The organism is Micromonospora sp. NPDC048843 (genome assembly GCF_040649965.1).
GTDB lineage: Bacteria > Actinomycetota > Actinomycetes > Mycobacteriales > Micromonosporaceae > Micromonospora > Micromonospora hortensis.
This window is the reverse complement of record NZ_JBEZGJ010000049.1, coordinates 1-16,026: the sequence shown is the minus strand read 5'-3', so window position 1 is coordinate 16,026 and position 16,026 is coordinate 1. Positions and strand designations below refer to the sequence as shown.

At 70.6% G+C, this 16,026-nt stretch carries 17 protein-coding genes; 15 read left to right on the top strand and 2 right to left on the bottom strand.

Annotated features, from left to right (window positions below; genetic code table 11):
• The first annotated feature begins 26 nt into the window (after nt 1–26).
• The 14 genes from clpB to AB0C20_RS14350 all read left to right on the top strand — a co-directional run bounded on the left by clpB (nt 27) and on the right by AB0C20_RS14350 (nt 12,133).
• Nucleotides 27–2,618, top strand: coding sequence for an ATP-dependent chaperone ClpB (gene clpB, locus AB0C20_RS14415; RefSeq protein WP_357179010.1), 2,592 nt, complete (start codon nt 27–29; stop codon nt 2,616–2,618).
• Nucleotides 2,619–2,795: 177 nt separating this feature from the next.
• Nucleotides 2,796–3,422 carry a DUF4178 domain-containing protein gene (locus AB0C20_RS14410; RefSeq protein WP_357179013.1) on the top strand — a complete coding sequence of 209 codons (627 nt, stop codon included), beginning with the start codon at nt 2,796–2,798 and terminating at the stop codon, nt 3,420–3,422.
• A gap of 1 nt (nt 3,423) precedes the next feature.
• The gene (locus AB0C20_RS14405) at nt 3,424–3,936 is read left to right on the top strand and encodes a DUF2617 family protein (RefSeq protein WP_357179016.1); all 513 of its coding nucleotides are present in this window, start codon (nt 3,424–3,426) and stop codon (nt 3,934–3,936) included.
• Entirely contained in the window at nt 3,933–4,358 is a 426-nt protein-coding gene (locus AB0C20_RS14400) for a DUF4247 domain-containing protein (RefSeq protein WP_357179019.1), read from the top strand. Before AB0C20_RS14405 ends, AB0C20_RS14400 begins: the two co-directional genes overlap by 4 nt.
• A gap of 33 nt (nt 4,359–4,391) precedes the next feature.
• Nucleotides 4,392–4,814: a DUF350 domain-containing protein gene (locus AB0C20_RS14395; RefSeq protein ID WP_357179022.1), complete on the top strand. Its 423-nt coding sequence runs from the start codon at nt 4,392–4,394 to the stop codon at nt 4,812–4,814.
• Nucleotides 4,815–4,866: 52 nt separating this feature from the next.
• The gene (locus AB0C20_RS14390; protein ID WP_357179025.1) at nt 4,867–6,459 is read left to right on the top strand and encodes a polyamine aminopropyltransferase; all 1,593 of its coding nucleotides are present in this window, start codon (nt 4,867–4,869) and stop codon (nt 6,457–6,459) included.
• A gap of 112 nt (nt 6,460–6,571) precedes the next feature.
• Nucleotides 6,572–6,952 carry a hypothetical protein gene (locus AB0C20_RS14385; RefSeq protein WP_357179028.1) on the top strand — a complete coding sequence of 127 codons (381 nt, stop codon included), beginning with the start codon at nt 6,572–6,574 and terminating at the stop codon, nt 6,950–6,952.
• Between the two features lie 69 nt (nt 6,953–7,021).
• Nucleotides 7,022–7,876, top strand: coding sequence for a hypothetical protein (locus tag AB0C20_RS14380; protein WP_357179031.1), 855 nt, complete (start codon nt 7,022–7,024; stop codon nt 7,874–7,876).
• Nucleotides 7,877–7,958: 82 nt separating this feature from the next.
• Nucleotides 7,959–8,543 carry a DUF4178 domain-containing protein gene (locus AB0C20_RS14375; RefSeq protein ID WP_357179034.1) on the top strand — a complete coding sequence of 195 codons (585 nt, stop codon included), beginning with the start codon at nt 7,959–7,961 and terminating at the stop codon, nt 8,541–8,543.
• Between the two features lie 102 nt (nt 8,544–8,645).
• Nucleotides 8,646–9,440, top strand: coding sequence for a hypothetical protein (locus AB0C20_RS14370; RefSeq protein ID WP_357179037.1), 795 nt, complete (start codon nt 8,646–8,648; stop codon nt 9,438–9,440).
• Nucleotides 9,441–9,512: 72 nt separating this feature from the next.
• Nucleotides 9,513–10,169: a hypothetical protein gene (locus AB0C20_RS14365; protein WP_357179040.1), complete on the top strand. Its 657-nt coding sequence runs from the start codon at nt 9,513–9,515 to the stop codon at nt 10,167–10,169.
• Between the two features lie 10 nt (nt 10,170–10,179).
• Nucleotides 10,180–10,989, top strand: a complete 810-nt coding sequence (locus AB0C20_RS14360) for an SDR family oxidoreductase (protein ID WP_357179042.1) — start codon at nt 10,180–10,182, stop codon at nt 10,987–10,989.
• Nucleotides 10,990–11,158: 169 nt separating this feature from the next.
• Nucleotides 11,159–11,698, top strand: a complete 540-nt coding sequence (pyrE, locus tag AB0C20_RS14355) for an orotate phosphoribosyltransferase (RefSeq protein ID WP_112586136.1) — start codon at nt 11,159–11,161, stop codon at nt 11,696–11,698.
• Nucleotides 11,699–11,755: 57 nt separating this feature from the next.
• The gene (locus AB0C20_RS14350) at nt 11,756–12,133 is read left to right on the top strand and encodes a metalloregulator ArsR/SmtB family transcription factor (protein WP_030332125.1); all 378 of its coding nucleotides are present in this window, start codon (nt 11,756–11,758) and stop codon (nt 12,131–12,133) included.
• Nucleotides 12,134–12,299: 166 nt separating this feature from the next.
• Here AB0C20_RS14350 and AB0C20_RS14345 read toward each other — a convergent pair whose 3' ends face one another.
• Nucleotides 12,300–13,121 carry a DedA family protein gene (locus AB0C20_RS14345; RefSeq protein WP_357179047.1) on the bottom strand — a complete coding sequence of 274 codons (822 nt, stop codon included), beginning with the start codon at nt 13,119–13,121 and terminating at the stop codon, nt 12,300–12,302.
• A gap of 160 nt (nt 13,122–13,281) precedes the next feature.
• Entirely contained in the window at nt 13,282–14,838 is a 1,557-nt protein-coding gene (locus AB0C20_RS14340) for an LPXTG cell wall anchor domain-containing protein (protein WP_357179050.1), read from the bottom strand.
• A 180-nt stretch (nt 14,839–15,018) separates the two neighbouring features.
• On the opposite strand from AB0C20_RS14340, the gene AB0C20_RS14335 reads away from it, so the two are divergent.
• Nucleotides 15,019–15,927: an LCP family protein gene (locus AB0C20_RS14335; RefSeq protein ID WP_357568135.1), complete on the top strand. Its 909-nt coding sequence runs from the start codon at nt 15,019–15,021 to the stop codon at nt 15,925–15,927.
• Nucleotides 15,928–16,026 lie beyond the last annotated feature (99 nt).

Genomic DNA, 16,026 nt, shown 5'->3' with positions numbered 1-16,026 from the left:
TGGACAACGCCGATCCGGGGGAGCCCATGAACACCGAAAGACTCACCACCAAGAGCCGCGAAACCATCACGGGCGCTGTCGCGCTGGCCAACCAGCGCGGTCACGCCACAGTGGAGCCCTGGCACCTGCTCCTCTCACTCCTGGACACCGACGGCTCGACCGCCACCGGTTTGCTGCGCGCCGTCGGGGCCGACCCGACCGAGCTGCGCCAGGCCGCCCAGCGCGCTGTCGACAACCTGCCGGCCGCACGCGGCTCCAGCATCGCCGAGCCGACGTTGGCTCGGGAGTTCGTCAACGCCATCGGTGCCGCCGAGCAGATCGCCAGGCCGCTGGGCGACGAGTACACCTCCACCGAGCACCTGCTCGCCGGCCTGGCCCGGGTGGGCGGGGCGGTGTCCGGAGCGCTGAAGACCGCCGGTGCCACCGAGGAGGCCCTGGTCGCCGCCTTCCCGACCGTTCGCGGTGGGGACCGGCGAGTCACCACCGCCGACCCCGAGCAGACCTACCAGGCCCTGACCAAGTACGGCGTCGACCTCACCGCCAGCGCCCGGGACGGAAAGATCGACCCGGTCATCGGCCGGGACTCCGAGATCCGTCGGGTCATCCAGGTGCTCTCCCGGCGTACCAAGAACAACCCGGTGCTGATCGGCGAGCCCGGCGTCGGCAAGACCGCGATCGTCGAGGGCCTGGCCCAGCGGATCGTCGCCGGCGACGTGCCCGAGTCGCTGCGCGACAAGAAGCTGATCTCGCTGGACCTCGGCGCGATGGTCGCCGGTGCGCAGTACCGGGGCCAGTTCGAGGAGCGACTGAAGTCCGTCCTGGAGGAGATCAAGAACTCCAACGGGCAGGTCATCACGTTCCTCGACGAGCTGCACACAGTCGTCGGTGCCGGCAAGGGCGAGGGCTCGATGGACGCCGGCAACATGCTCAAGCCGATGCTGGCCCGTGGTGAGCTGCGGATGGTGGGCGCCACCACGCTGGACGAGTACCGCGAGCACATCGAGAAGGACCCGGCACTGGAGCGTCGTTTCCAGCCGGTGCTTGTCGGTGAGCCGACCATCGAGGACACCATCGGCATCCTGCGCGGGCTCAAGGAGCGCTACGAGGTGCACCACGGCGTACGGATCACCGACGCCGCGCTGGTGGCCGCCGCGACGCTGTCCGACCGTTACATCACCGACCGGTTCCTGCCCGACAAGGCGATCGACCTGGTCGACGAGTCCGCGTCCCGGCTCCGGATGGAGATCGACTCGCGGCCGGTCGAGGTGGACGAGATCGAGCGGGCGGTCCGCCGGCTGGAGATCGAGGAGATGGCCCTGGCCAAGGAGCCGGACGCCGCCTCGGCCGAGCGGTTGGAGCGGCTCCGCAAGGAGTTGGCCGACAAGCGCGAGCAGCTCACGGTGCTCTCCGAGCGTTGGCAGACGGAGAAGAGCCACATCACCAAGCTCTCCACCGCCAAGGAGGAGCTGGAACGCCTCGGCGGTGAGGCCGAGCGGGCCGAGCGGGACGGCGAACTGGAACGCGCCGCCGAGCTGCGCTACGGCCGGATCCCCGCCCTGAAGGTCGAGCTGAAGCAGGCCGCCGAGGAACTGGCCCAGCTCCAGGCCGACGGCGCGATGCTCAAGGAGGAAGTCGGCGCGGACGACATCGCCGCGGTGGTGGCCTCCTGGACCGGCATCCCCGCCGGCCGCCTGCTCGAAGGTGAGACGGCCAAGCTGCTGCGGATGGAGGAGTCGCTGGGCGGCCGGGTGGTCGGCCAGACCGAGGCGGTCGGCGCGGTCTCCGATGCGGTACGCCGTGCCCGGGCCGGTATCGCCGACCCGGATCGCCCGACCGGCAGCTTCCTCTTCCTCGGCCCCACCGGCGTCGGCAAGACCGAGCTGGCCAAGGCCCTCGCCGAGTTCCTCTTCGACGACGAGCGGGCCATGGTCCGCATCGACATGAGCGAGTACGGCGAGAAGCACTCGGTCGCCCGCCTGGTCGGTGCCCCGCCCGGCTACGTCGGTTACAACGAGGGTGGTCAGCTCACCGAGGCGGTGCGCCGACGGCCGTACTCGGTGGTGCTGCTGGACGAGGTGGAGAAGGCCCACCCGGACGTCTTCGACGTGCTGCTCCAGGTGCTCGACGACGGCCGGCTCACCGACGGCCAGGGTCGCACCGTGGACTTCCGTAACGCGATCCTGATCCTCACGTCCAACCTCGGGTCGTCGGTGATCAGCGACCTGACGCTCGCCGACGAGCAGCGCCGGGAGGGCGTGCTGGCCGTGGTCCGGTCGCACTTCAAGCCGGAGTTCCTCAACCGGCTGGACGACATGGTGGTCTTCGCCTCGCTGCGTGGGGACGACCTGCGCTCCATCGTCGACATCCAGTTGAACCGGATGCGGCGGCGGTTGGCCGATCGCCGGCTGGGTCTGGAGATCACCGATGCCGCCCGGGACTGGCTGGCCGAGCACGGCTACGACCCGATCTACGGTGCGCGACCGCTCCGTCGCCTGGTCCAGACCGCAATCGGAGACCAACTGGCGAAGGCCCTCCTGTCCGGCCAGATCCGCGACGGCGAAACGGTGAAGGTGGACCGCGCCACCGAAACCAACACCCTCTCCGTCACCGCCGCCTGATCCGCCGCGCCCGGGCCGATCCCGCCTCGCAGGCGGGGTCGGCCCGACCCGTTTCTCCGCCCCGACGGCACCCCACCGGGACGCTCCGTAGCTGCCGCATCACCAGACAATGAAGTGTTTCTCCAGGTGCGCGGGGTTGTTACCGTTCCCGCCGACGCACTTGGGGAGGTGGTCGGCATGAACGGTCCTATGGCGTACCTGGTGACGACGCTGGGGTGTCTGATCGGAATCGCCGGGGTCGTGGTGGCGGTGGTGGCGGTGCGCAAGGGCCGCAAGGCCGCCCGGCCGGCGGCACCCGCGGACCCGTTCCGGGACACCGACAGCGACGCGCTCCGCGGTGACCCGCGCACGCTCAAGCCCGGCGACATCGTCGAGATCCGCCGGGTGTCGTACGCGGTCCGAGGCTCGGTGCATCTGAACGAGGGCGGCTGGAGCTGGGCCGAGCACCTGCTGGACACCGTCGAGGGCGACAAGCGCTGGCTCTCCGTGGAGGAGGACCCTGACCTGGAGCTGGTGCTCTGGACCGCCGAGCCGGCCGCCACGATCACCCCGGGTGCGTCCACGCTCGACTTCGCCGGCCGCCGCTACGCCCTGGAAGAGTCCGGTCAGGCCCGCTTCACTGCCACCGGCAGCACCGGCCTCGACCCCAGTGGCACCCTTCGATACCACGACTACCGGGCCCAGGGCGGCGAACGGCTTTCCTTCGAGGCGTACGGCCAGGCCGGCTGGGAGGTCGCCCGGGGCGAGCAGTTGCACCGCGCCGACGTGATGGTGTATCCGCAGGCCGGGCCGGAGGCCAGCTGACGTGTTGGTGAGCCTCCACACCCCATACGTCGACACCTGTGCCGCCGACCTGAGCCTGGCACTCGGCGGCCCGGAGCGGCCAGCGCTGCACGTCCGCGACCTCACGCTGCCCGGGGACGTCCGGCTACGGCTGCGCCTGCTGGGCGCGTCCCACCAGGTGGTGCTGGCCGAACCCGGCGGTGCGGCCGAACTCACCGAGACGGTCGCCTGCCTGCCTGGTCGGCCGCCGCACCTGCCCGACGCCCTGCACGACGAGGCGGGCGGCTACCGCTTCACCGCCAGCGTGCTGCGCCCCGCCGACGGTGAGTTGCACACCCGGATCGCCGGGCTCCGCGCCGACCTGGCCGACGACCCGTACGCCCTGGTCGGAGTCTTTCCCGGTGACCCGGACGCGGTCACCGCGCTGGCCGTGCGCACCGACCTGCCGCACCTGTCGGTCGGCTGGCGTACCTGGCACGCGTACCCGCAGACCAACGAGCTGGTCCTGACCGAGACGGTGGTGGCACTGCGATGACGTACCGACGCTGGTTCGTGGTGGGCGCGGCGACGGCAGTGGTCGGCGTGCTGGTGGCGGCCTTCGCGCTCGTCAACGGCACCTTCTCGCCGCGCGCCTACGTGCAGGACAGGTACTCGCGAGCGGCCAGCCGGGACATCGGCCGGGAAGCGACCGCGTACACCTCGTCCAAGTCACCGACCACTGTCGCCAAGGAACTGACCGACGCGTGGAAGCCGTCCGACCGGTACGCCGACGGCAGCGGCGTCTACCTGCGCTACGACGACGACTCGGTGGTGATCCTGCCGAATGCCGCCGGCTCGGTGATCCTGCTCGAAGACATGGACACCGCTCACCCCCGTTACCACTCGACCGTCGGGTCGTACTGGGGCTGGGGACGCGGCAGCAGCGTGCGGGGCGGCGGCCCCGGCGCCGGCAAGTAGCCCGACGCCCGACCCCTTCATCTGGAGCCCCCCGTGCACAACCTCGTCACCGATCTGCTGGCCACCCTCGCCTTCGGCGCGGTCGGCGTCGTCCTCATGGGCGTCGGCTACGGGCTGGTCGACCTGACCACTCCCGGCAAGCTCCATGAACTGATCTGGACCGAGCGCAACCGCAACGCGGCGCTGCTGCTCGCGTCCAACCTGCTCGGCGTCGGCACCATAGTGGTCGCGGCGATCGTCGCCAGCGACGACGACTTCGCCCTGGGGCTGGTCGGTGCGGCGGCGTACGGGATCGTCGGCCTGGTCATCATGGCCGCGGCGTTCCTGCTGCTCGACGCGGTGACCCCGGGCCGGCTCGGCGAGCTGCTGGTCGACCCGGAGCCGCACCCCGCCGTGTGGGTGTCGGCAGTGGTGCACCTGGCCACCGGCGCGATCATCGCCGCCGCGATCCTCTGATGACCGGGGGACCGCGACCGGGCGATGCCGGTCGGCCGTACCCGGGGCGGTCATGAGCACCGGGGCGCCGCCGGTGGTCGACGGCGGCACCGAGGCCCGGCCGCACTGGCGGCTCGCCCGCGCGGCGGTGCTGGTCGCGGTTTTCGTCTGCGCCGCCTGCGGGCTGGTCTACGAGCTGGCCCTTGTCGCGCTCGGCAGCTACCTGATCGGCGACACCGTCGGGCAGGCGTCGATCGTGCTCGGTGTGATGGTCTTCGCGATGGGCGTCGGCGCGCTGGTCGCGAAGCCGTTGCAGCCCCGGGCCGCCGCAGCGTTCGCGGTGATCGAACTGACCCTGGCCCTGCTCGGTGGTCTGTCCGTACTCGGCCTCTACGCCGCCTTCGCCTGGCTCGACCTGTACGGCCCGGCGCTGGTCGGCACCGCCTTCGTCCTGGGCCTGCTGATCGGCGCGGAGATTCCGCTGCTGATGGTGATGTTGCAGCGCATCCGCGAGCAGGCCGCCGGCAGTGCGGTGGCCGACCTGTTCGCCGCCGACTACGTCGGCGCGCTGCTCGGCGGGCTCGCCTTCCCGTTCCTGTTGATCCCCGTCTTCGGCCTGCTCAAGGGTGCCCTGGTGGTCGGCGCGGTGAACGCGGTGGCCGGTCTCGCCCTGGTCTGCACGGTGTTCCGGAGTGAGCTGAGCCGCCGGGCCCGGCTCGTCCTCGGCGCCGGCTCTGTCGTGGTAGCGCTCTGCCTGGGGTACGCCTGGGTGACCGCCGCCGACTTCGAGGTGACCGCCCGGCAGCAGCTCTACCGGGACCCCGTCGTGTACGCCGAACGCTCCCGTTACCAGGAGATCGTGCTGACCCGGTCGGTGCGGGAGGTCGGCCACGCCGACAGCGACCTGCGGTTGTTCCTCAACGGTGATCTTCAGTTCAGCTCGGTCGACGAGTACCGCTACCACGAGGCGCTGGTGCATCCGGCGATGCGCGGCCCGCGCGGCGACGTCCTGGTTCTCGGTGCCGGCGACGGCCTCGCCGTCCGGGAGATCCTGCGGTACCCGGACGTCCGCCGGGTGACAGTGGTCGACCTCGACCCGGCGGTGGTGGCGCTGGCCAGCACCGTGCCGCAACTGCGGGAGCTCAACGGCGGCTCGCTCGACGACCCCCGGGTACGGGTGCTGAACACCGACGCGTTCGGCTGGCTGCGTACCGCCGCCGAGCGCTTCGACGTGGTGGTCGCCGACCTGCCGGACCCGGACGAGACGGCCACCGCCAAGCTCTACACGGTCGAGTTCTACGCGCTGATCAGGTCGGTGCTCGCCGAGCAGGGACGGCTCGTGGTGCAGTCCGGCTCGCCGTACTTCGCGCCCCGCTCCTACTGGTCGATCGACGCGTCGGTGCGGGAAGCCGGCTTCGCCACAGTGCCGTACCACGTCGACGTGCCGTCCTTCGGCGACTGGGGTTTCCTGCTCGCCACGGCGGGACCCGTCCCGCCGGTGCTGGAACTGCCGGCCGACGCGCCCCGGCTGCGTTTCCTCGACCCGGGCGTGCTGCGGGCGGCGGCGGCCTTTCCACCCGACCGCGCCCGCCTGAACGTGCCCCCCAGCACCCTCCTCCAACCGAGGGTCCTCGACTACGCCCGCACCGAGTGGCGCGGCTACTGACCCCACCACCTGGCGCCTGAAACGAGGCGCTGAGACAGGCGAGTGTCCGCTCATGGCGCAAACCTCGTGATTAACGGGGTGGAGTGGGGGCGGACGGGGAAAGGGTGGAGGCATGTTTGGGATGCGGAAGGCTTGGGAGCGCGAATTGGGCGCCGCCGTCGACGAGTTGGTGGCGGCTGACACGCTCGCCTTCGGTGGGGTGGGGATCGCGGGCGCGCTGCTGCCGGTGACCGAGGCGTACCACCGGGTCGAGGCCGCCCTCAGCGACCACCCCGAGGAGGTACGCCGCCAGCTCGACCGGGTGCTGGCCGACGGCACACCCGCCGGCCGGGCGTACGCGGCCACGCTGCTGGAGCGCGTCGACCCGGAGGCGGCCCGAGCGGCCTGGACGTCGCTGCGGGACGATCCGAGCGAGTTCACCACCTTCGTCGGCTGCGTGATGGATCGCGAAACCCTCGGCACGTACGCCAGTCGGCGGCTCGCCTCAGCATGATCCATTCGCCGGTCGGTGCTGCCCGATTGGTGCTGCCGGTCGCCGACGCCGCGCCGTACGTTGCGAGCCATGAGCCCGCCCGTCGCCGCGCCGCGTCCGCCCCGCCCGGTCACCGTGACCATCGCCTTCTGGCTGCAACTGGCAGTGGTGCTGGTGCTGCTCGGCCTGGCCGCGCTGACGGTGGCCGAGGCGGTGCACTTCGATGGCCAGATCGACCGCGCGGCACGGCTGGTGCCGGACGCCGACCCGGACGAGGTGGCTGGCGAGCGGCAGGGCAACGTCGCGATGACGCTGATCCTCGGCGTGCCGGCGGTGCTGCTCGCGGTCTGGTTGGCGGCCACCGCCGTCCCGGTCCGGCGGGGCGCCAACCTCGCACGGATCCTGGTCTTCGTGGCCAGTGGCGCGCAGCTGCTGGTCTGCTTCGCGCAGTGCTGCTCCGGTGGGTTCCTCGTGCCGCTTCTGACCATGCCGGAGATGGGGGACGAGCCGGCACCGGACTGGGACGAAGAGTGGGAGACCTCGACGTTCTACGACACGCTCTACTCCGGCACCGATCCCTGGGACGACCTGTTCTTCCCCGCGGCGGGGCTGGGGGTGCTCACCGTACTGGCCCTCTCCGCAGCCGTGGTCCTGCTGCTGGCGCTGCCGCCGGCGAACCGCTGGTTCGTGCCGCGTACCGCGAACGAGGCGCTGCCCGGCCCGGCCTGGGTGATGCCCGTCCCCACCTACGCCCCGACCGGTTACGGATATCCGACAGCTCCACTCGTGCCGGGCTTCCTGCCGCCGAACCAGCCGCTCCCACCCGGCTACCTGATCTGCCCCGACCCGGCCGCGCACCTGACGCCGGGTGCGCCAGGCACCTCACCAGGGACGACGGGACCGCCGACGGTGCCTCCGGAGGACGCACCCGACCACCCTCGCTAGCTGAGCTGTCGGCCACAGCGCGGGCCTTCCTGGTGCCGAGGGTTGTTACCGTCTGCGCCGACGTACCTGGGGAGGTGGTCGGGTGGACGCGCTGGTGACGTGCCTGGTGGCGGCTGTTGCCGTACTCGCGGTGGCGGTGGTCGTGGTCGTCGTGCGGGCCCGCCGACGGCCGACGGGCCGGCCCGACGGCCAGTCGACGGAGCCGCCGCGCGACGGCCCGCTCCGCCTGACTCAGGGCGACCGCGTGCGGATCCGCGAGCGGGAGTACGCGGTGAGTGCCACGATCCGTCTGGTCGAGGGCGACTGGAGTTGGGTGCAGCACCTCCTCGACGACGACTCCGGCACCCGCCACCGGCTCTCCGTGGAGGACGGCCCCGAACTCGAGCTGGTGTTCTGGACCGCCGAACCGGGCGCCACCGTCACCCCGGGCGCCCCGACCATCGAACTCGGCGGGCGGCGCTACACCTGGGCCGAGACCGGGCAGGCGCGTTACACCGCCACCGGAGAGACCGAGCTGCCGTCGACCGGGACGATGCGCTACCACGACTACCAGGCCGGTGGCGCCGCGCGGCTCTCCTTCGAGGCGTACGGCGAAGAGGGTTGGCGGGTCGCCCGCGGTGACCTGCTCGCCCCCGCCGACCTGACGATCCGCCCGCCTCGTGCCTGAGGCCCGCTGAGCCGGACCGAGCGGACGCGCCGGGCTCGTCACGGCATGCCGAACTGGCTGGTTGTCGATACGGTGTGGGCGCGATCTTAGGGAAGGAGAATCGTGGTCGATTCCCAGAGCACGCCGGCCCGTCAGCGGCCATCCATTGTGTCGATTTCCAGTTACCTGCTCTTCCTGTTCCTGGCACTCCAGGTGATCACTCTGATCATCACGCTCAGCACCTTCGGCAAGACGCGGGACGCGCTCCGTGAGGCGTACGCGGGCAGCGCCACCGACGGTGAGCAGGTGGCCGATGTCTTCGCCGTCATCGGCATCGGTGGGAGCATCGTCCTGCTGCTGCTCGCGGTCGTTCTGGGCGTGCTGGCCCTGTTCAACAACCAGGGCCGCAACGGCGCCCGCATCACCACCTGGATCGTCGGCGGCATCATGGTCTGCTGCGTCGGCGGTGGTCTGCTCAGCAACGCGGCCGGCGGTTTCAACACCGGTGGCGGAACTACTGCCAACGGGCCGAGCCCCGAGGAGATCCAGCGTCGCCTGGAGGAGGCCCTGCCCTCCTGGGTCACCCCGGTCAGCCTCCTGCTCAATGTGCTCAGCCTGATCACGTTGATCGCGGCGCTGGTCCTGCTGGCGCTGCCGAAGGCCAACCCGTTCTTCCGCAAGCAGACCGCGGGCTGGGAGCCGCCGACCCCGGGCGCCAGCTACCCGGGCAACCCGCAGGCGCCCGGTCAGCCGGGCTACCCGCAGGCATCGGGTGAGCCGGGTTATCCGCAGGCATCGGGTGAGCCGGGTTATCCGTCGAGTGGGGAGCCGAGCTACCCGCCGCCACCGGCGGCGGACCGGCCGGACGACACGCCGCCCACGGACCGGCCCGGGTCAACCCCGCCGCCGACCAACTGACGGCTCGATAAGCACGACGCCGACGATCCCTCCGAGTAGGTTGCAACCCGACGCCTACCGGAGGGATTCGTCGTGTCGTACCCGGAATCGGCGCCGGCCCGCCGGCCCGCCGCCGTTCTGTCGGCGGCGACCGTGCTGTCGGTGATGGCTGTCGCCGCACTCGCGTACGCGGTGGTCGACCTGGTGGTGCTGGGCGGGACTGTCGACGCGTTCCGCTCCGCCGCCCGCGACACCTCCGCGAGCGCGGAGCAGATCGACGACGTGGTGACTCTGCTCCGCGCGTCCGCGGTGCTGTCGGCGGTGGTGGCGGTGCTCTCCGCGCTGCTGCTCGCCGGCCTGGCCCTCGGCCTGGTGGCCGGTCGCAACGGTGTCCGAGTGGCGACCTGGGTGGTCAGCGGGCTCGGCCTGCTCGCCGGCTGCTGCAGCGTGGCGGTGGTCGCCGGCGAACGGGCCGCGCCACTGCAACTGGGCTCCGGCGAGGAGGCTCTCGCCGAGTTGCTGGGTCTGCTCGGCGATGCGTACCCGTCCTGGTGGATCCCGCTCAACGCCGGGCTTTCCGTCGCACAGGCGCTCGGTTACCTTGTAGTAGCTACGCTGCTGGCGCTGCCGGCGGCGAACAGGTGGTTCGGCCGCCACCGCTCGACGGCGCCAACCGCACCGCCCATGTTCCCGCCCGCCCCGCACCAGCCCCCGTCTGCGCCGCACACGCCCCCGTACCCGCCCAGGTGAGGACAATGCCGTGACGCTCGACCCCACGACTGCCGAGCGCCGAGCCCTGATCACCGGGGCCACCGCCGGCATCGGCGCGGCGTTCACGCGAAAGCTGGCCGCCGACGGCTGGCACCTGGTGCTCGTTGCCCGCGACGCGGCGCGGCTGACCGAGCTGGCCACCGAGCTTGGTTCCACGTACGGACGCGAGGTGGAGACGATCTCGGCGGATCTGTCCACCGACGACGGCTGCGCCACGGTGGAGCAGCGGCTCGCCGACGGCAGCCCGGTGCACCTGCTGGTCAACAATGCGGGGATCAGCCTCAACAAACCGTTCCTGCGCTCCACGGCGGAGGACGAGGCGCGACTGTTGCGACTCAACGTGCACGCGGTCATGCGGCTGACCCTGGCGGCGCTTCGACCGATGACTGAACGGCGAAATGGGGCAGTGATAAATGTCTCTTCGGTCGCCGGCTTCGGTACGGCGATGCCCGGATCGACGTACTCGGCCAGCAAGGCGTGGGTCACCAACTTCAGTGAGTCCGTCGGGCAGTCGGCGCGGCCGTTCGGCGTTCAGGTGATGGCTCTCTGCCCCGGCTACACACGCACCGAATTCCATCAGCGGGCCGGCATCAACATGTCCAAGACGCCGGAGTGGCTGTGGCTGCGGGCCGAGGATGTGGTGGAAGAAGCCCTGCGTGACCTGCGCAAAGGCAAGATGGTCAGCATCCCGGCGTGGAAGTACAAGGTGGTCGTCGCCGGCATGCGACACGCGCCGCGGCGGCTGCTCCAGGCGGTCGCGCGGGACACCCGCGGCCGGATCGGTCGCGACGAGCGCTGAGCTTCGACCGGCCCGCCGACCCCGAGCGAGTGGTGGGACGGCGCTGGCACGCCGCTGTCGGGCCAGTTGCTGAGCGTAGTCGAACATCGCCAGTCATCGGTTCCCCTCGGGGCTGATCAGGGTGGACCCCGCACACGGCGTTCAGAGTTGCGCAGTAACCTCTATCGCCATGGGGGACCACGACGACCTGCGTAAATTCATTACCGACCTGGCTGTGGTCCACGGCCGGGTCGTGCTCTCGTCGGGGCGCGAGGCAGACTGGTACGTGGATCTGCGGCGCGTCACGCTCCATCACCGGGCCGCTCCTCTGGTCGGCCGGGTGTTGCTCGACCTCACCGCCGACTGGGAGTTCGACGCCGTTGGGGGCCTCACCCTGGGCGCGGATCCTGTCGCGCTCTCGATGCTGCACGCCGCCGCTCCGACCGGCCGGGCCCTGGACGCCTTTGTGGTGCGCAAGGCGGGCAAGGCCCACGGTCTTCAGCGGCGGATCGAGGGACCGGAGGTGGCTGGCCGTCGAGTGTTGGCGGTGGAGGACACATCCACGACGGGCGGAAGTGTTTTGACCGCTGTCGAGGCGCTTCGCGAGGCCGGGGCGGAAGTCGTGGGCGTGGTGGTTATTGTTGATCGAGGCGCCGGCGACGCGGTGCGAGCCGCCGGATTGCCGTACCGGGCGGCCTATACGTTGGCTGACCTCGGCCTTGTGGCGTAAAAGTCTGCCGATTCGGATCTGCTGATATGCAGGCGGATCGATGCTGCTGGTGGAAGGATGGAATACGTGGGAACTGCGTTGGCCGAAATGACTATGCCTCAGATCTCGCCGCTAAACGGCGAGCCGATCGAACGTGCCGATGCCGAGCGTCTGGCCGGGGTCCTCAAGGCCCTTGCTGATCCTGCTCGGTTGCGGCTGCTCAGCCTGATCCAGTCGGCCCCCGAGGGCGAGGCGTGCGTCTGTGACCTGACGGCGCCGCTCGGCCTCTCTCAGCCGACGGTCAGTCACCACCTGCGTATCCTCACCGAGGCTGGCTTGTTGCAGCGGGAGAAGCGCGGTGTCTGGGCGTACTACAGCCTGGTCCCGAGTGCGATCGCGACGATCGCCGACCTGCTGACCCCGCCGCGTAAGCGGGCCACCAAGAAGGCCCGCTGACCTAGGCACTACACGCCGTTCCGAGCCGGGGCGGCGTCCGGTGGCGAGCCAGGGGTGGCGCCACCGGTGGTTGACACCTGCTCGTCCCCGGTCGCACCACCGGAGGCCGGGTTCGACATGCCGACGGCCGACCCCCTCACCAGGGGGCCGGCCGTCGTCGTACCGTTCAACGGTCCTGGCCGTGCTCCGGGCGCTGACGGCCGTGCTCGTGCCGGTCGTGGTCGAACGCCTCGCGGGCCGCCTCCACCGCGCCGGCGGCACTGGCCGCCGCGACCACAGCGACCGCCTCGCCGCGCTTACGAGCCCGCCGGTCGCGGAGGAACTCGAAGAAGATCGGCAGCACCGAGATCACAATGATCAGGGCCACCACCGGCAGGATGTAGTGGTCGATCTTGTCACCGATGGCCTGGTAGATCTGCTCGGCCAGCAGGTAGCCGATCAGCAGGATGCCGTCCACCCAGAGCACCGCGCCGACGATGTTCCAGAGCAGGAACTTCTTGGCCGGCATGCCGAGCGCGCCCGCCACCGGGTTGAGGAACGTCCGGACGATCGGAATGAAGCGCGCCAGCACGACGGCCTTCGCCGGGCCGAACTTCTGGAAGTAGTACTCCGCCTTCTCCACGTACTCCTTCTTGAAGAGACGGGAGTTCGGCCGCTCGAACATCGGCCGGCCGTACCGCGCGCCGAGCCAGTGCCCCAGCTGCGCCCCGACGATCGCGCAGATCGGCCCACCGATCAGCAGGCCGGTGAGGGAGAGGCGGGTGCCGTCACCGAAGATCGCGTCCGCCACCGGTGACGAGGCGACCCCGGCGAGGAACAGCAGCGAGTCACCGGGGAAGAAGAAGCCCACCAGCAGGCCGGTCTCGGCGAAGAGGATCACCCACACGCCGATCAGCCCGAAGGTCTGCAACAGATCCTTGGGATCGAGCGGGTTCAGGGCGACGCTCTCCAGGAGAGCGCGGGTCTTCTCAGCTGTGTCCACGGCCACAAAGGGTACCGAAGCCCAGGGTCCCGGCCGCGCCGGACCGGCCCGTCACCACCCGCCCGCGTCTTGGGGTCGTGGGGTCGTGGGGTCGTGGGGTCGTGGGGTCCAACGACGGTGCCCCGCCGACCGTGTGGTCGACGGGGCACCGGTGGTGCGGGGTGGGTCAGGCGACGAAGCGGGTCCGGCGGCGCTTGGCCACCAGGTAGCCGCCGGCGCCCGCGGCGAGCAGCAGCGCGCCGAGGCCGGCGATCAGCCCGGTGGACTGACCGGTGATCGGCAGCGAACCGCCGTCGTCACCGCCGCCCTGGCCGCCGTCTCCGCCGCCGTTCACCAGGATCTGCGCGGTGTCGTTGGCCGGGTTCAGGTCCTTGATCTCGGTCTCCTCGCGCCCGGTACGCAGCGTGACCTCGCCGGCCTGGTCGCCGGCCTGGTCGATCCGCACCTGGAACTCGTAGTCGACCTTCTCGCCCTTTTTGATCGAGCCGTCCACGAAGCACCGGTAGACCCGCGCGCCGGGCTTGCCCGGCTCCCACCCGTCGTCCTCGGAGTCGAAGCAGTTCTCCGGAGCGCGGACGGCGGTGACGCCCTTCGGCAGCGTGACGGTGGTGCCGACATATGGCGACTCGCCGCCACCCGCGTTGACGGCCGCCGGCCCGTTGTTGACGTAGCCGACAGTGAGCGCGACGGTGGCGCCGACGTCACCGGTCACCGTCGCGCCGCGCGCTGCCACATCGGCCCGCTGGTCGCCGGTCACCTGAAGGTCGACCCAGGTCGAGTTGTCCAACGGGTTGACGTCGGTCTGCCGGGAGCGCAGGTTCATGACCGGCTCGAGCTTCAGCTCACCCTCGGTCCCGTTCGGCCCGATCTTGGCCGGGAGTTCGGCCTCGGACCTGTACTCGTCCCAGTCGGCAGGCGTGAACCAGGTGGAGAACCCGCCGAAGGCGTTCGGCGCCCAGGTGTCGGCGGGCACGGTGAACCCAAAGCTGTCGTCGAGGCGGAAGCTACTGTTCTCGCCGATGGTCGTGTCGAAGCGGCAAGCGAACGCGAAGTCGTGCAGCGGGCCCTCGGTGTACTCGCAGTTCTCGTAGCGCTTCGACGGCTGAAGACCGTCCGCGCCGACGACGTAGAGAACCGCGTCCTTCGCTGGCACCTCGCCCCGGTTGGTCACCTGGAACGGGGCCTTCAGCGTGGCGCCGGGCGCCCCCTTGAGCTCCAGGGACTCGTTGGTGGTGAGGTCGACGCCCTCGCCGATTTCTACCGTCGAGCTGTAGGAGGCGGATTCGGACTTGCCGTCCGGCGTGACGGTGAACCTCAGCTCGCCCTTCTGATCGGGCTTGGCGTCGGCCTTTGCGCGAACGACGAGGGAGACGAGGTTCAGGTACGAGCCGTCGTCGTCCTGGTCCTCGACCTTGCACGTCAGGATCGCACCGGACTCGGTGCAGTTGTCCCCGCTGCTCTCGACGTCGGCGAAACCGTAGACCTTGCTCCGGTCCACCTTGATGGTGTAGTCGTCGGGCTGCCGCTCCGTGGTGAGCGAGAAGAGGGTGAGCCACTTGTCGGTGCCGCCGGGCGCGACGATCACGTTGTTGGCGTACAGGTCGAGATTCTCTACCGGTGCGGCGAGGGCTGCCGGTGCGGCGGCGGCGGGGGCGGCGGCGGCGACGAACGCGCCTGCTACGCCCAGTCCGGCGAGCCAACGCCGGGTGGAGTGGGTGAGCATGAGGGGGGTTCCTCCAGTTGGGGGATCAGGTGGAGCCTGCGGATCTTAAGGAATCGCTAAGGCAGACTGCAGCCCTCAAATCCGCCCGCTGAGCAAGACGAACCAAAAGGTTGATCAGAGTCACCGCAATGTTCGGTCGGTCCGCCTCCGTCATCTGAGGCAGGAGCCCCGGGAGGTGCAGTGACGTACGAGGAGTTCGCGGACACGCGGCTGGCCCCGCTACTGCGGTACGCGGTGATGCTGACCGGCGAACCACACCAGGCCCAGGATCTGGTCCAGGAGACCATGGTCCGGGTCCAGCTCAACTTCGGCGAGCAACCGTCGTACCGGTTGGCGGACTCCGTCCTGCTGGTGCACATCCCGGCCGACCGGAGCCGGCCGTACCTCATCTCGTTGCCGCGTGACCTGGAGGTCTCGATCCCCGGCCGGGGGGTCGAGAAGCTCAACAGTGCGTTCTACACCGGTGCCGGCGAACCCCGGCCCGACCTGGACGCCGGCTACGACCTGACCCGCCAGGTGGTCGCCGACCTGACCGGGGTACGCGTCGACGCCGGCGCGGTGCTGACCTTCGCCGGGCTGCGCCGGATCACCGAGGCGGTCGACGGGGTGGAGGTGTGCCTGCCGAAGGAGGTTCGGTCCTGGCACACCCGCCGGACCTTCCCGGCCGGCTGTCAACTGCTCGACGGTGATGCCTCCGTCGACCTGCTGCGGCAACGGCGGTACCTGCCCGACGGTGCGTCCGACCGGGACCGTAACGCCCAGCGCTACATCGCCGGGCTGGTCCGGCGGGCGGTCGCCCAGGACGTGCTGACCAACCCGGTACGGCTCACCGCGCTGCTGTCAGCCGCCGGCAAGGGTCTGGCGGTCGACGACGACGGCCTGCCGCTGACCAGGCTGGTGGCGGTGCTACCCGAACTGAAGAGCGTCGATCCGGTGGGGCTCAGCCTGCCAGTCGGCCCCCCGGCAGGCAACGCTTCGCGGCTGCCCCTGGACCCGAAGGAGGGCCCGGATTTCCTCGCCGCGCTGCGCGAGGATCGGTTGGCGCAGTGGGCGGCGCAGCACCCGGAGCAGGTAAATCCCGTCCGCTGACGGACGCGGACAGCACGACGACGCCCCGCCAGCCCGGTACGGGCCACACGTCACCGTCCGCGAGCATCGCGTCCAGGTGCCGGCGGATCGCCGCCGGGC

Bases quoted from the DNA above. Each gene is read 5' to 3' on its own strand.
- AB0C20_RS14390 (WP_357179025.1), top strand. From the start codon at position 4,867: ATGAGCACCGGGGCGCCGCCGGTGGTCGACGGCGGCACCGAGGCCCGG.
- AB0C20_RS14350 (WP_030332125.1), top strand. From the start codon at position 11,756: ATGGAATACGTGGGAACTGCGTTGGCCGAAATGACTATGCCTCAGATC.
- AB0C20_RS14400 (WP_357179019.1), top strand. From the start codon at position 3,933: ATGACGTACCGACGCTGGTTCGTGGTGGGCGCGGCGACGGCAGTGGTC.
- AB0C20_RS14410 (WP_357179013.1), top strand. From the start codon at position 2,796: ATGAACGGTCCTATGGCGTACCTGGTGACGACGCTGGGGTGTCTGATC.
- pyrE (WP_112586136.1), top strand. From the start codon at position 11,159: ATGGGGGACCACGACGACCTGCGTAAATTCATTACCGACCTGGCTGTG.
- AB0C20_RS14340 (WP_357179050.1), bottom strand. From the start codon at position 14,838: ATGCTCACCCACTCCACCCGGCGTTGGCTCGCCGGACTGGGCGTAGCA.
- AB0C20_RS14380 (WP_357179031.1), top strand. From the start codon at position 7,022: ATGAGCCCGCCCGTCGCCGCGCCGCGTCCGCCCCGCCCGGTCACCGTG.
- AB0C20_RS14385 (WP_357179028.1), top strand. From the start codon at position 6,572: ATGTTTGGGATGCGGAAGGCTTGGGAGCGCGAATTGGGCGCCGCCGTC.
- clpB (WP_357179010.1), top strand. From the start codon at position 27: ATGAACACCGAAAGACTCACCACCAAGAGCCGCGAAACCATCACGGGC.